General features: G+C 70.4%; 15 protein-coding genes. 13 read left to right on the top strand and 2 right to left on the bottom strand.

Features of this window, described 5'->3' with window-relative positions; all coding sequences use genetic code 11:
• Positions 1–36: 36 nt before the first annotated feature.
• The 4 genes from pal (at position 37) to AC3QLZ_RS09250 (ending at position 2,511) form a co-directional block, all read left to right on the top strand.
• Positions 37–552: a peptidoglycan-associated lipoprotein Pal gene (pal, locus tag AC3QLZ_RS09265; RefSeq protein ID WP_014235593.1), complete on the top strand. Its 516-nt coding sequence runs from the start codon at positions 37–39 to the stop codon at positions 550–552.
• 2 nt (positions 553–554) lie between these two features.
• Positions 555–1,331, top strand: a complete 777-nt coding sequence (ybgF, locus tag AC3QLZ_RS09260) for a tol-pal system protein YbgF (protein ID WP_014235592.1) — start codon at positions 555–557, stop codon at positions 1,329–1,331.
• Between the two features lie 115 nt (positions 1,332–1,446).
• Positions 1,447–2,094 carry a 7-carboxy-7-deazaguanine synthase QueE gene (gene queE / locus AC3QLZ_RS09255; protein ID WP_014235591.1) on the top strand — a complete coding sequence of 216 codons (648 nt, stop codon included), beginning with the start codon at positions 1,447–1,449 and terminating at the stop codon, positions 2,092–2,094.
• Positions 2,095–2,139: 45 nt separating this feature from the next.
• Entirely contained in the window at positions 2,140–2,511 is a 372-nt protein-coding gene (locus tag AC3QLZ_RS09250) for a PilZ domain-containing protein (RefSeq protein WP_014235590.1), read from the top strand.
• Positions 2,512–2,618: 107 nt separating this feature from the next.
• Here AC3QLZ_RS09250 and AC3QLZ_RS09245 read toward each other — a convergent pair whose 3' ends face one another.
• Both AC3QLZ_RS09245 and cobU read right to left on the bottom strand, forming a co-directional pair.
• Positions 2,619–3,071 carry a universal stress protein gene (locus AC3QLZ_RS09245; RefSeq protein WP_014235589.1) on the bottom strand — a complete coding sequence of 151 codons (453 nt, stop codon included), beginning with the start codon at positions 3,069–3,071 and terminating at the stop codon, positions 2,619–2,621.
• Between the two features lie 83 nt (positions 3,072–3,154).
• Complete coding sequence (gene cobU / locus AC3QLZ_RS09240) at positions 3,155–3,733, bottom strand: bifunctional adenosylcobinamide kinase/adenosylcobinamide-phosphate guanylyltransferase (RefSeq protein WP_014235588.1); 579 nt, start codon at positions 3,731–3,733, stop codon at positions 3,155–3,157.
• A gap of 83 nt (positions 3,734–3,816) precedes the next feature.
• Here cobU and cobT point away from each other — a divergent pair, with 83 nt between their 5' ends.
• Genes cobT through AC3QLZ_RS09195 form a run of 9 tightly spaced genes read left to right on the top strand, consistent with a single transcriptional unit; the run spans position 3,817 to position 13,480 of the window.
• Positions 3,817–4,872, top strand: a complete 1,056-nt coding sequence (cobT, locus tag AC3QLZ_RS09235) for a nicotinate-nucleotide--dimethylbenzimidazole phosphoribosyltransferase (RefSeq protein WP_014235587.1) — start codon at positions 3,817–3,819, stop codon at positions 4,870–4,872.
• 10 nt (positions 4,873–4,882) lie between these two features.
• Positions 4,883–5,659, top strand: a complete 777-nt coding sequence (locus AC3QLZ_RS09230) for an adenosylcobinamide-GDP ribazoletransferase (protein ID WP_014235586.1) — start codon at positions 4,883–4,885, stop codon at positions 5,657–5,659.
• On the top strand, positions 5,644–6,213 hold the full coding sequence (locus AC3QLZ_RS09225) for a histidine phosphatase family protein (RefSeq protein WP_014235585.1): 570 nt from the start codon (positions 5,644–5,646) through the stop codon (positions 6,211–6,213). The genes AC3QLZ_RS09230 and AC3QLZ_RS09225 overlap by 16 nt, the downstream gene beginning before the upstream one ends.
• A 31-nt stretch (positions 6,214–6,244) precedes the next feature.
• Complete coding sequence (gene rfaQ, locus AC3QLZ_RS09220; protein ID WP_014235584.1) at positions 6,245–7,348, top strand: putative lipopolysaccharide heptosyltransferase III; 1,104 nt, start codon at positions 6,245–6,247, stop codon at positions 7,346–7,348.
• Positions 7,345–8,484: a glycosyltransferase family 4 protein gene (locus AC3QLZ_RS09215; protein ID WP_014235583.1), complete on the top strand. Its 1,140-nt coding sequence runs from the start codon at positions 7,345–7,347 to the stop codon at positions 8,482–8,484. Before rfaQ ends, AC3QLZ_RS09215 begins: the two co-directional genes overlap by 4 nt.
• A gap of 39 nt (positions 8,485–8,523) precedes the next feature.
• A complete protein-coding gene (gene msbA, locus AC3QLZ_RS09210) occupies positions 8,524–10,278 on the top strand; it encodes a lipid A export permease/ATP-binding protein MsbA (protein WP_014235582.1) in 1,755 nt (584 codons plus the stop codon).
• Complete coding sequence (locus AC3QLZ_RS09205) at positions 10,278–11,384, top strand: glycosyltransferase family 4 protein (RefSeq protein WP_014235581.1); 1,107 nt, start codon at positions 10,278–10,280, stop codon at positions 11,382–11,384. The genes msbA and AC3QLZ_RS09205 overlap by 1 nt, the downstream gene beginning before the upstream one ends.
• Positions 11,359–12,537 (top strand): glycosyltransferase family 9 protein, encoded by a 1,179-nt coding sequence (locus tag AC3QLZ_RS09200; protein ID WP_014235580.1) that lies wholly within the window; start codon positions 11,359–11,361, stop codon positions 12,535–12,537. Before AC3QLZ_RS09205 ends, AC3QLZ_RS09200 begins: the two co-directional genes overlap by 26 nt.
• Positions 12,524–13,480 carry a glycosyltransferase family protein gene (locus AC3QLZ_RS09195; protein ID WP_014235579.1) on the top strand — a complete coding sequence of 319 codons (957 nt, stop codon included), beginning with the start codon at positions 12,524–12,526 and terminating at the stop codon, positions 13,478–13,480. The genes AC3QLZ_RS09200 and AC3QLZ_RS09195 overlap by 14 nt, the downstream gene beginning before the upstream one ends.
• Position 13,481: the final 1 nt, after the last annotated feature.

The raw sequence follows: 13,481 nt of genomic DNA, 5'->3' as shown, positions 1-13,481 counted from the left end.
GACGCAGCACCCATTTACCCCTAGGAGTACCGAAACATGCGCAAACTGGCTCTTCCCGCTCTCATCGCTTCCCTCTTCGTGCTGGCCGGCTGCGGCAGCCAGCCCGCCGCCCCGGAACAGTCCGGCGCCGGCGTCGAAAACCGTAGCGCCACTGCCACCGGCGTTGGCGGCGGCGATGTGGGCATGAAGCCCTACAACGATCCGAAGAACGTCCTCTACAAGCGCAGCGTGTACTTCGACTACGACAAGTTCGACATCAAGCCCGAGTACAAGGAACTGGTCGCCGCCCACGCCAAGTATCTGGCCGCCAACAAGGGCACCAAGATCCTGATCCAGGGCAACACCGACGAACGCGGCTCCCGCGAGTACAACCTGGCCCTCGGTCAGAAGCGTTCCGACGCCGTGAAGAAGGCCCTGTCCCTGCTGGGCGTGCGTGAAGAGCAGCTGGAATCCGTGAGCCTGGGCGAAGAAAAGCCGAAGGCTGAAGGCAACGACGAGGCTGCTTACGCCGAAAACCGTCGCGCCGACATCCTCTACAGCGGCGAGTTCTAAGCATGATGCGCCGGCTCGTTCCCTCGGCGGCGCTTCTGGCAGCCCTCTGGGTGGCCGGGCCGGCACACGCCGGCCTCTTCGACGACGAAGAGGCCCGGCGCCAGATCAACGATCTCAAGGCCCAGACCACCGAGCGTCTGGACACGGCGTCCCGGGCCCAGATCGAACTGTCCAACCAGATCGAGTCCATGCGCTCCGAAATGGCCAAGCTGCGCGGCCAGGTGGAAGTGCTGACCTACGAACTGGAGGCAGCGCAAAAACGCCAGAAGGATTTCTACATCGACCTGGATACCCGCCTGCGCAAGCTGGAAGGTCCCTCCGCTCCCGGCGCCGCCAATCCGCCGGCCGGGGAAGAGGGCGCTCCCGCCGCCGCCGCGGCAGCTCCGGCGCCCGCCAAGTCGGACCCGGCCCAGGAAGCGAAAGAATACGAAGCGGCCCTCAACCAGTTCAAGGCCGGCAAGTACAAGGAAGCCGCCGGCGCCCTGGAGGCCTTCGTCAAGAACCATCCCGCCAGCACCCTGGCGCCGTCGGCCCAGTACTGGCTGGGCAACAGCCATTTCGCCCAGCGCGACTGCAAGAAGGCCATCGAGGTGCAAAATGCCCTGGTGGCCAAGTGGCCGGAAAGCCCCAAGGCTTCCGACGCCCTGCTCAATGCCGCCACCTGCCAGCAGGAACTGGGCGACGCCAAGGGCGCGCGCAAGACCCTGGAAACCCTGGTGGCCAAGTACCCCAGCAGCCAGGCCGCCGAATCGGCTCGCCAGCGGCTGAAGAAGAAGTAGGCGCCGGCAGGATCGGCGCAGATCGTGCGGGGAACGGCTGACGTTCCCCGTTGTCTTTTGCAGCGCCCCTTTTGCCGAACCGGCCCAATCGATAGCCCTTTTTCCGCCGCCGCCCATGACCGCTCCGACGCTGAAGATCAGCGAAATTTTCTACTCCCTGCAGGGGGAAACCTCCCGTACCGGCCTGCCTACGGTCTTCGTGCGTCTCACCGGCTGCCCCCTGCGCTGCGTCTGGTGCGACACCGCCTATTCCTTCTCCGGCGGCACCCTGATGAGCCTGCCGGCGATCCTGGCCGAAGTGGCGCGTCACCCCACCCAGCGGGTCTGCGTCAGCGGCGGCGAACCCCTGGCCCAGAAGAACTGCCTGCCCCTGCTTACCGCCCTGTGCGATGCGGGCTGCGACGTTTCCCTGGAAACCAGCGGCGCCCTGGATGTCTCCGGCGTCGATCCCCGGGTGTCGAAAATCGTGGACCTGAAGGCGCCGGGCTCCGGCGAGGTGGAGCGCAACCTGTGGTCCAACCTGGAGTACCTGACGCCCCACGACGAGCTGAAGCTGGTGCTGGCCGACCGGGCCGACTACGACTGGGCCGTGGCCCAGTTGCGCCAGCATGGCCTGATCGGCCGCTGTCCCATCCTCATGGCGCCGGTGCAGGGCAGCCTGGAGCCGGGCACCCTGGCCGACTGGATTCTCGCCGACGGCCTGCCGGTGCGCCTGCAGGTGCAGTTGCACAAGCTGCTTTGGGGTAACATGCGAGGGAAATAAGGGCGCCCGGCCAACCCCTGGCGGCGTCCCAGCGAGGAGACTCCCATGAGCCAGGAACGCCGTCATTTCAGCCGCATCCATTTCCTCAGCAACGCCTACCTGACCACTGCCAGCGGCGGCCGCCACATCGGCGAAATCCGCGACCTCTCCCTCAAAGGGTCGTTGGTGGCCATGGCCTCGGGCTGGCAGGGCCGCTCCGGCGAAGGCTGCAAGCTGGAGATTCCCCTCAACCACAGCGATGCGGTGGTGGTCATGGAAGGCCACCTGGCCCACGTGGGCGACAACAACGCGGTAGGCATCCGCTGCGAATCCATCGACCTGGACAGCATCAGCCACCTGCGCCGCCTGGTGGAACTGAACCTGGGCGACCCGGAGCTGCTCAACCGGGAACTGTCGGCCCTGGTCAGCCACGACTGATCCCCGCCCGAGTTCTTCCCTGCCAAGATTTCCCTGCCAAGAAAAAAGGCCGGACGCCCTTTCGGGTATCCGGCCTTTTTGTTTTGCGGCAGCTCTTGGGTGAGCGCTTACTCGCCCCGTACCAGCAGGATGGAGCAGGAGGCGCGGCGCACCACGCGCTCGGCCACGCTGCCGACGAAATAGCGTTCCAGGCCGCGGCGGCCGTGGGTGCCCAGGATCAGCAGGTCGGCCTTCCAGGCTTCGGCGGTGTCCGCCAGGATGTCGGAAACGTGCTTCTTCTCCGAATCCACCACCTTCAGTTCGGGCTCGATGCCGGCGGCCCGGGCGGTGGCGGCGGCCTTCTCAAGGAAAGCCCGGGCGGCGGTGCGCAGTTGGGATTCCACTTCGCCGATGGGGGTGGGGGCCAGGCTCTCCACATTGGAGCGGGCCAGGATGGTTTCGTCGATGGCGTGGGCGATGCAGAGGGCGGCACCGTGGGCCTTGGCCAGGGAGGCCGCCTCGGCCAGGACCCGCTGGGTCATGAAGCTGTCGTCGATGGCGACCAGGATGCGCTTGTACATGGGTGAATCTCCCCGGGACGTTTGATTGTTGGGCGCCAAGATACACCGGCCCCGGGGGGCGGCGAAACGGGGATTTTCCCTAATCAGGCGGCGCTGCCGCCCGGGGCCTTGAGGCTCAGGGGCAGGCCGGCGGCCACCAGAGTGACCTGTTCGCAGGCGGCGCCGACCCGCTGGTTGAGGCGCCCCTGCTCGTCGCCGAAGAGGCGGGAGACCGGGTGCATGGGCACGATGCCCCAGCCCACCTCGTTGGAGACCAGGATGATGTGGCCGGGCAGGGTCGGCAGGAGCTCCACCAGGGCCTGGGTCTGGCCCTGCAGCAGGGGGCAGTGCACCGCCTCGCCGGCTTCGGCCTGGCGCGCCGCCTCGCCGGCAAAGAGCAGGTTGGACAGCCACAGGGTCAGGCAATCCACCAGCAGACAACGCTGGGGCGAGGCCTCCCGGGCCAGCAGGGCGGCCAGTTCCAGGGGCTCCTCGCGCAGGCCCCAGTGGGCGGGACGGCGCTCCCGGTGGTGGGCGATGCGGCGGGCCATTTCCCCGTCCCGGGACTGGGCCGTGGCCACATAAACCACTTCCAGGCCGCTGGCGGCGGCCCGCTGTTCGGCCAGGGCGCTCTTGCCGGAGCGGGCGCCGCCGATGATCAGTTCGCGCAGGGCTTTTTCCATGGGCGAGAGGGTAGCACAGGGGCGGGGCGGCTTCGGGGCGGCGGGTATAATGGCCGGCTTCACTTCCCCTCGCGTGCCGCCCCATGTCCCTGCCCGACTTCCAGATTGCCGCTCCCTCTGTCGACATCCTGCCGGCCCTGCGCCACAAGATCGATACCAAGACCAAGCCCGTGGGCGCCCTGGGCCAGCTGGAAAACCTGGCCCTGCTGATCGGCCTGATCCAGCAGAGCCTGACGCCGGCGGTGCGGCAGCCGGAAGTGATCGTCTTCGCCGGCGACCACGGCGCCGCCAAGGCCGGCGTTTCCGCCTATCCCCAGGACGTGACCTGGCAGATGGTGGAGAACTTCCTCGCCGGCGGCGCCGGCATCAACGTCTTTGCCCGCCTCAACGGCGTCGCCCTGACCGTGGTGGATGCGGGCGTAGCCCACGATTTCGCTCCCCGGGAAGGGCTGCTGTCGGCCAAGATCGGCCCCGGCACCGCCAACTACCTGGAAGGGGCCGCCATGAGCGCCGCCCAGCGGGATGAGGCCATCGCCGCCGGCGCCGCCGCGGTGCGGGCCGCCGCCGCCCGGGGCTGCAACGTCATCGGCTTCGGCGAGATGGGCATCGGCAACACCGCCGCCGCCTCCCTCATGACCCACTGCCTGACCGGCGCCAGCCTGCCCGAATGCGTCGGCCGCGGCACCGGCCTGGACGACGCCGGCCTCTCCCGCAAGCGCAACCTGCTGGCCCAGGCCATGACCCGCTACCGCCAGGCCGGCGGCGGCGACGATGCCCTGGAGGTGCTGGCCCAGTTCGGCGGCTTCGAGATCGCCCAGATGGTGGGGGCCTTCCTGGCCGCCGCCGAAGCCAAAATGCTGATCCTGGTGGACGGCTTCATCGTCACCTCGGCCCTGCTGGTGGCGGCCCGCCTGCAGCCGGAGGTGCTGGGCTACTGCGTCTTCTGCCACAACTCGGCCGAGCCCGGCCATCGCGCCCAGCTCGAGCACTTCGGCGCCACCGCCCTGCTGGATCTGGGCCTGCGCCTGGGCGAAGGCACCGGCGCCGCCTTGGCCCTGCCCCTGGTGCGGGCCGCCGTGGCCTTCCTCAACGAAATGGCCAGCTTCGAGTCGGCCGGCGTCAGCGACAAGGAAGCCTGAGGCCGTGGCCATGGGCTGCCTGCGCCGGGAGCTGGAATACTTCTTCGGCGCCCTGCGTTTTTTCACCCGCCTGCCGGTGCCGGCCTGGGTCGGCCATTCCAGCGAGGGCCTCAACCGGGCGGCCCGCTACTTCCCGGCGGTGGGCCTGCTGGTGGGTGCCATCGCCGCCCTGGCCTTCGCCCTGGCCGCCCTGGTGTGGCCCAAGGCCCTTGCCGTGCTGGCCGCCCTGGCTGCCACCATCTACGTCACCGGCGCCTTCCACGAGGACGGCCTGTCGGACATGGTGGACGGCTTCGGCGGCGGCTGGACCCGGGAGCAGGTGCTGACCATCATGAAGGACTCCCGGGTCGGCAGCTACGGCGTCGTCGCCATCGTCCTGGTGCTCCTGGGCAAGTTCCTGGCCCTTTTCGCCCTGCCTGCCGCGGCCCTGCCGGCGGCCCTGGTGGCCGGCCATGCCGTCTCCCGGGGCTGCGCCACGGTGCTGCTGAAAAGCCTGGATTACGTGCGCGAGGACCAGCTGGCCAAGGCCAAGCCCCTGGCCACCCGCATGGGCGCCGGCGAGCTGGTCCTGGCCCTGTGCTTCGCCCTGGCCGGCGTCGCCCTGCTTGCGCTCTATCTGCCTCCGGCCAACCTGGCCATGGCCCTGCTGCTGGCCGCCGCCTGCACCCTGTGGCTGGGCCGCCTGATGCGGCGGCGCCTGGGGGGCTATACCGGCGACTGTCTGGGTGCCGCCCAGCAGGGCAGCGAACTGGCCTTCTACCTGGGGTTGCTGTGGACCTTTTCCTGATCCGCCATCCCCGGCCCCTGGTGGCCGAGGGCATCTGCTACGGCAGCACCGACCTGGCCCTGGCCGAACCTGCGGCCGTCGCGGCGGCCCGCCTGCGGCCCCTGCTGCCGACGGATGCCCCCCTCCATTCCAGCCCCCTGCGGCGCTGCCTCGAACTGGCCCGGGCCATCGGCCCGGAAGCGGCGACGGACGCCCGTCTCCAGGAGCTGCACTTCGGCCACTGGGAAGGACGGGCCTGGGACGACATCCACCGCCAGGACCCAGGCGTGCTGGACCGCTGGGCGGCGGATACGGCGAACGCCGCGCCCCACGGCGGCGAGACGGCAGCCCAGTTGCAGGCCCGGGCCCTGGCCTGGGTGGCGGAACAGGCCGCGGCCGGGGATGGGGACCGGGCCCTGGTAGTGGTGACCCACAGCGGCGTGCTCAAGGCCCTCTTCGGCCACTGGCTGGGTCTGGCCCCGGCCGACTGGTTCCGCCTGCATTTCGACTATGCCGGCGTCAGCCGGGTGCAGCTGGATGCCCAGGGCGCCCGGGTGCGCTTCCTCAACCGCTAAAAGGGCTGCGAAGCCGGTAAAATCCCGAGCCATGGCCGAAACCTATCTTCCCGATGCCGTTCCCCTCGACCAGGTGCGCCGCGCCCTGGTGATCAAGCTGCGCCACCACGGCGACGTGCTGCTGTCGGCGCCGGTGTTCGCCGCCCTCAAGGCGGCGGCGCCCCAGGCCCGCCTCGACGCCCTGGTGTACCGGGACACGGCGGAGATGCTGAGCCAGCATCCGGCCATCGACACCGTGCACTGCATCGACCGGCAATGGAAGAAGCTCGGCCCCTGGGGCCACCTGCGGGTCGAATGGCAGCTGTTGCAGACCCTGCGCCATCCCGGTTACGACCTGGTGATCCACCTCACCGACCATCCCCGGGGCGCCTGGCTGGCCCGGGCCGTCGGCGCCCGCTGGGCCGTGGGGCCCAAGGTGAGGGGCCGGGGCGGTTTCTGGCAGAACAGCTTCACCCATTTCGTCGGCGCTCCGGGCAATGCCCTGCGCCACACGGTGGAACGCAACCTGGACGCCCTGCGCCGCATCGGCCTCTATCCGGCGCCGGATCAGCGGCGCCTGTTCCTGGTGCCCGGCATGGAAGCGGAGCTCCGGGTGGGCCAGCTGCTGGCGGACCAGGGCCTGGGCGGCAAGCCCTTCGTGCATCTGCATCCCGCCTCCCGCTGGCGCTTCAAGTGCTGGACCGCGGAGGCCATGGCCGCCGTCATCAACGGCCTCCAGGCCGAGGGCTGGCCGGTGGTGATCTCCGCCGCGCCGGACCCGGCCGAGCGGGAGATGGTGGCCGCCATCCAGGCCGGCCTGGCCCGTTCCGCGGTGGACCTCTCCGGCCAGCTGAGCCTGAAGGAACTGGCGGCCCTGGCCGGCCGGGCCCGCCTCTTCATCGGCGTGGACTCGGCCCCCATGCACATCGCCGCCGCCATGGGCACGCCCGTGGTGGCCCTCTTCGGCCCTTCCGGCGACAAGGAGTGGGGCCCCTGGGGCGTGCCCTCCCGGGTCATCGTCAGCCAGGACCATCCCTGCCGCCCCTGCGGCATCGACGGCTGCGGCGGCGGCAAGGTCAGCGACTGCCTGGTCTCCCTGCCGCCGGCCACGGTGCTGGCCGCCGCCCGGGAACTGCTGGCGGAGCCTGCCGTTTGAAAATCGCCATCGTCCGTCAGCGCTACAACCCCTACGGCGGCGCCGAGCGCTTCGTCGAGCGGGCCCTGGGGGCCCTGGTGCAGGAGGGGGCCCAGGTCACCCTCATCACCCGCTCCTGGGATGGCGCCCCTGCTGCCGGCTTCGCCCAGATCACCTGCGATCCGCCCTATTCGCGCCTGTGGGGCGGCCGTGCCGCCCGGGATGCCTCCTTCGCCCGCTGCGCCCAGCAGGCCATGGCCGAGGGCGGCTTCGACATCACCCAGAGCCACGAACGCATTCCCGGCTGCCGCATTTTCCGCGCCGGCGACGGGGTCCATGCCGCCTGGCTGGAGCACCGGGCCCGGGCCCGGGGCGGCCTGACCCGCTGGCTGGACCGGCTCTCCGGCTTCCACCGCTACATCCTGGCCCAGGAGCGGGCCATGCTGACCCACCCGGCCCTGGCCCGGGTGATCTGCAATTCCCGCCTGGTGGCAGAAGAGATGCAGCGCTACTACGGGGTGCCGGAAGAAAAGTTGGTGCTGATCGAAAACGGGGTGGACCTGGAGCATTTCCACCCCCGCCTGGCCGCCGCCCACCGGGTGGAGCTGCGGGGCCGCCTCGGCATTGCGGCGGAGGCGCCCCTGTTTCTCTACGTCGGCGGCGGTTTCGAGCGCAAGGGCGTCCCCCGCCTGCTGCGGGCCTTCGCCGCCATGGCCAGCCAGGAGGCGCACCTGCTGGTCGTCGGCGGGGACCGCAGCCTGAAAGCCATGTCCCGCCTGGCCGACAGCCTTGGCATCGGCGAAAGGGTCGTCTTTACTGGCCCCCAGAAGGATGTGCGGCCCTATTACGGCGCCGCCGACGCCTTCGTCCTGCCCACCCTCTACGACCCCATGCCCAACGCCGCCCTGGAGGCCCTGGCCTGCGGCCTGCCCACCATCACCAGCACCAGCTGCGGCATCGCCGCCCGCATCCGGGAGGGGGAGAACGGCTACGTGGGCGACGCCCTCGACCTGCCCCTGCTCACCCGCCACCTGGAAGCCCTGGCCGCACCGGGCCGGGCCGCCGCCATGCGGGATGCGGCCCGGGCCTCGGTGGCGGACCTCTCCCTCGCCGCCATGGCCGAGCGGCTGGTGGCCCTTTACCGCAGCCTGGCCTAGCCGAGCGGCTATAATCGCGGTTTCCTCCGCCTCACCCCTATGAGCCGTCAAGACCTCAACACCCGCGCCCTCTATTTCCGCCTCCTCGGGTATGTGCGCCCGTACTGGAAGGCGGTGGCGCTGTCCCTGGGGGCCACCGCCATCCTGGCGGCCACCGAGCCCCTCTTCCCGGCCCTGATGAAGCCCCTGCTGGACGATGGCTTCATCAAGTCCGGCAGCTTCGGCAATCCCATCTGGATTCCCCTGGGCATCGTCGGCGTCTTCATCCTGCGCAGCATCTTCAGCTACTTCTCCTCCTACGGCTTCTCCTGGGTCTCCAACCGGGTGGTGACCGACATCCGGGACGAGATGTACCAGCGCCTGGTGCGCCTGCCCATCGCCTATTTCCAGAAGCACGGCTCCAGCGTGCCCCTGACCAAGATCGCCTATGACGTGAACGGCGTCGCCGTGGCCGCCACCAACGTGGTGGTGACCATCCTGCGCGACGGCCTCTCGGTGGTGGGTCTGCTCGGCTGGCTGCTGTGGCTCAACTGGCAGCTGACCCTGGTCTGCTTCGCCCTCATTCCCGCCATCGCCTGGTCCATGCGCACCTTCTCCTGGCGCATGCGCCGCGCCAGCCGCGGCTCCCAGGAGGCCGTGGCGCGCATGGTGGAAGCCCTGCAGGAGACCTCCCACTGCGCCCGGGTGATCAAGGTCTTCGGCGGCGAGGCCCAGGAGGCTGGCCGCTTCGGCCAGATCAACAACGAGGTGCGGCGCCAGGGCATGCGCCAGGCCGTGGCCTCCTCCGCCACCAGCCCCATCACCCACATCTTCGCTTCCATCGCTCTGGCCATCGTCGTCTATGTGGCCCTGACCCAGTCCGCCTCCGGCAGCACCTCCGTCGGCAGCTTCGTCTCCTTCATCACCGCCCTGCTCATGCTGCTGGCGCCCCTGCGCCGCCTGGCCGACGTCAGCGCCCCCCTGCAGCGCGGCCTGGCGTCTGCCGAGAGCGTCTTCCAGCTGCTCGACGAGGCGCCCGAGGCCGATCCGGGCCAGACCCGCCTGGGCCGGGCCGAAGGCCGCATCACCCTGGAGCAGGTCACCTTCCGCTACCCCGGTGCCGAGCGGGATGCCCTGGCCGGCGTCTCCCTGGACATCGCCCCCGGCCAGACCGTGGCCCTGGTGGGCCAGTCCGGCGGCGGCAAGTCCACCCTGGCGGCCCTGGTGCCCCGCTTCTACAACCCGGACAGCGGCTGCCTGCGCCTGGACGGCCACGACCTGCAGGAACTGAGCCTGGAGAGCCTGCGCCGCAACATCGCCTACGTCAGCCAGGACGTGCTGCTGTTCAACGACACGGTGGCGGCCAACATCGCCTACGGTGCCACTGCCGACGCCAGCCGGGAGCAGATCGAGGCGGCGGCGGAAGCGGCCCACGCCCTGGATTTCATCCGGGCCCTGCCGGAAGGCTTCGATACGGTCATCGGCGAAAACGGCAACCGCCTCTCCGGCGGCCAGCGGCAGCGCCTGGCCATCGCCAGGGCCCTGCTCAAGGACGCCCCGGTGCTCATCCTCGACGAGGCCACCTCGGCCCTGGACAACGAATCGGAACGGGCGGTGCAGGCCGCCCTGGAAACCCTCATGCAGAACCGCACCACCCTGGTCATCGCCCACCGCCTGTCCACCATCGAAAGCGCCGACAAGATCGTCGTCCTGGCCCAGGGCGCCATCGTCGAGCAGGGCACCCACGCCGAGCTACTGGCCCGGGAAGGGGCCTACGCCAGTCTTTATCGCCTCCAGTTCGCGGAGGTGGCGTGATGAAGATCGTGCACACCGAAGCCTCCTGCGGCTGGGGCGGCCAGGAGATCCGCATCCTCTCCGAAGCCGCCGGCATGATCGAGCGGGGCCACGAGGTGGTGCTGCTGTGTCCGCCCGAATCCCGCATCTACCAGGAAGCCCCGGGCCGGGGTGTGCCGGTGGTGGCCCTGCCCATCGGCCGCAAGCGCCTGCCCGGCTTTTTCGCCATGCGCCGCTGGCTGGCCGCCAATCCGGTGGACGTCATCAACACCCACAGCTCCACCGACAGCTGGCTGGCCGCCCTGGCCTGCGCCACCCTGGCCAAGGCTCCGCCCCTGGTGCGCACCCGCCACGTCTCGGTGCCCATCCCCAACAACCGCAGCACCCGCTGGCTGTACCTCAAGGCCTCGGCCCACATCGCCGTCACCGGTGAACTGCTGAAGCGGCGGATGATCGCCGACAACGGCATGCCGCCGGACCATCTCACCTCCGTTCCCACCGGCATCGACACCCGCCACTTCAGCCCGGCCATGCCGGCGGAGAAGGCTGCCCTGCGGCCCCAGCTGGGCCTGCCGGAAGACGCCTGCGTTTTCGGCATCGTCGCCACCCTGCGCAGCTGGAAGGGCCACAGCTACCTCATCGATGCCTTCGCCCGCATCGACGATCCCCGGGCCCGCCTGCTCATCGTCGGCGGCGGCCCCCAGCAGCAGGCCCTGGAGCAGCAGATCGCCCGCCTGGGCCTGGGCGACCGGGTCATCATGGCCGGCGAGCAGCGGGACGTGCAGCCCTGGCTGCGGGCCATGGACGTCTTCATCCTGCCTTCCTACGCCAACGAGGGCGTGCCCCAGGCCCTGATGCAGGCCATGTCCTGCGGCCTGGCCTGCATCACCACCGATGTGGGCAGCATCAGTGAGCTGGCCAGCGACGGCGAGACCGCCCTGATGGTGCCGACCAAGGACGTGGCCGCCCTGCAGGCCCGCATGGAGGAACTGGCGGCCGACAGCGGACGCCGCCAGCTGCTGGGCGCGGCGGCGCGGCGGCGCTGTCTGGAAGGCTATGACCGGGAAACCATGCTCGACCGCATGGAGACCATCTTCCGCCATGCCATCGCCCAGCAGCCGCGCTAAGGGCCGCCTGGGCCTGCTGGCCCGGGCCCTGGCCCATTCCCTGGGGCCGCGCCGGGCCCCCGGGGCGCCGGCCACCATCCTGGTGGCCCACCGCCTGCTCCTCGGCGACACCCTGATGCTGGCGCCCCTCTTCGCTGCCCTGCGTCGCCAGCATCCGGCGGCGGACATCGTCACCACCTGCGCCCCGGCCCTGGTGCCCCTTTTCGCCGGGCGGCCCTACGGCGTCCGGGCCCTGGCCTTCGACCCGCGCCAGCCGGAGACCCTGGCCGCCCTTTATGCCGAGGCCCGCCGCCTGGGCGGCTTCGACCTGGCCCTGGTGCCCGGCGACAACCGCCACGCCCTGCTGGCCCGGGCCCTGGGCAGCCGCTGGATCGCGGCCCTGGCGGCGGACCGGCCGGCGTGGAAGAACGCCCTCTGCGACGAACTGCGCCCCTGGCCCGCCGTCCCCACGGCCCTGGCCGACATCTTCGCCAGCCTGGCTGCTCCCGCGGCGCCCGGCCGCTACGCTCCGGCCGACTGGCCGGCGCCGCCGGCCGCTCCCTTCCAACGCCCTGCCGGCCCCTACGCCGTGCTGCACGTGGGCGCCGGTTCGCCCCTGCGCCACTGGGCCCCGGCCCACTGGCAGGCCCTGGCGGAGCACCTGGAAGCTTGCGGTCTGCAGCCGGTGTGGAGCTGCGGCCCCGGCGAGACGGCGGCCCTGGCCGGCATCGACGCCGTCGGCCGCTATCCCGCCTTCCCCGGTACCCTGGATCTGGCCCAGCTGTGGCAGTTGCTGGCCGGCGCCCGCCTGCTGGTCTGCCCGGATACGGGCGTGGCCCACCTGGGCAAGGTGGTGGGCGTGCCCACCGTCTGCCTGTTCGGCCCCGGCTCCCCGGCCCTCTTCGGCGCCGGCTCCTTCTGGAGCGAGGCCCCCTTTGCCGCCGTGGGCGAGGCCCATTTCCCCTGCCGCGACCAGCACACCCTGTTCAAGCGCGTCCTGCCCTGGGTCGAGCGCTGCCAGCGCAGCCCCCGGGAATGCCAACGGGCCCGCTGCATGGAGGCGGTTAGTCTGCCCGCCGTGCAGGCGGCCATCGCCTCCCTGCTGCCGGAGCTGGCCGGCGACCGTCTTTCCTCCGATCCCGATGCCGCGAGCACCGTCCATGTCCCGTCCTAAGGTCTTCCTCGACCTGGCTTCCAAGCCCACCCCCCTCAATGCCGAACTGGAGCAACTGGGGATTCGGGTGCTGCGGGGCGAGGTGGCTGCGGCGGTGCCGCCGGACTGCGAGGTGGTGGCCGGCCTGCTCGGTTTCTACGACTACGTTTCCCGTCCCTGGCGGGCCTGGAAGCTGAAGCGGGTGCTGGGCCCCGGGGTGCCGGTGATCGCCTGGAACCGGGATGCGCCGGGCTACCTCAACAAGCGCCCCTGGCGCCTGGCCCTGGCCAGCCGCCTGGAGGGGCTGGACATCTACGCCACCCACGCCATCACCGACGACTGGCGTTTCGGCAAGGAAGTGGCGCTGCTGCACAACGGCGCCAGCATCGCCGCCTACAACCTGGCCGGCCGCAGCCTGGAGTCCCTGCGGGACGAGGGCAACTACCGCTACGACGTCACCTTCTTCGGCGCCATGAATGCGGACCGCTACAAGGAATACCTGCCGCGGGAGCGCTTCTTCGGCGCCCTGGCCCAGGCCCTGGAGAGCCGTGGCATCAATTACCGCTTCATCGACACCTCGCGCACGCCCATGAGCGTGGCGGAGCAGGTGGAACTGGTGCAGACCTCGCGCATCAACATTAACTACGGTGCCGGCTGCGAGTACGGCGCCCCCATGGGCTATGGCCTGCCGGAGCGCTGTTTCGGCATTCCCGCCTGCGGCGGTTTCCTGCTCTCGGACTATCGCCTGCACGCGGCCGATGCCTTCGCCGCGGACGAGTGGGCGGACTACACCGACCTGGAGCAGGCGTTGCAGCGCATCGACTACTATCTGGGAAATTTTGCCGAAGCCCGGGCCATCGCCGAACGGGCCTATCGGCGGGTCCTGGCGTGCCACAGCTACCGGCACCGGGCCGAGGAACTGCTGGCCCTGCTGGCGGACTGGCGCCGCCGTCACGGCGCCTGAG

Source organism: Azospira sp. MPR-LB4 (assembly GCF_058809525.1).
This window is presented reverse-complemented; position numbering and strand designations above follow the sequence as displayed.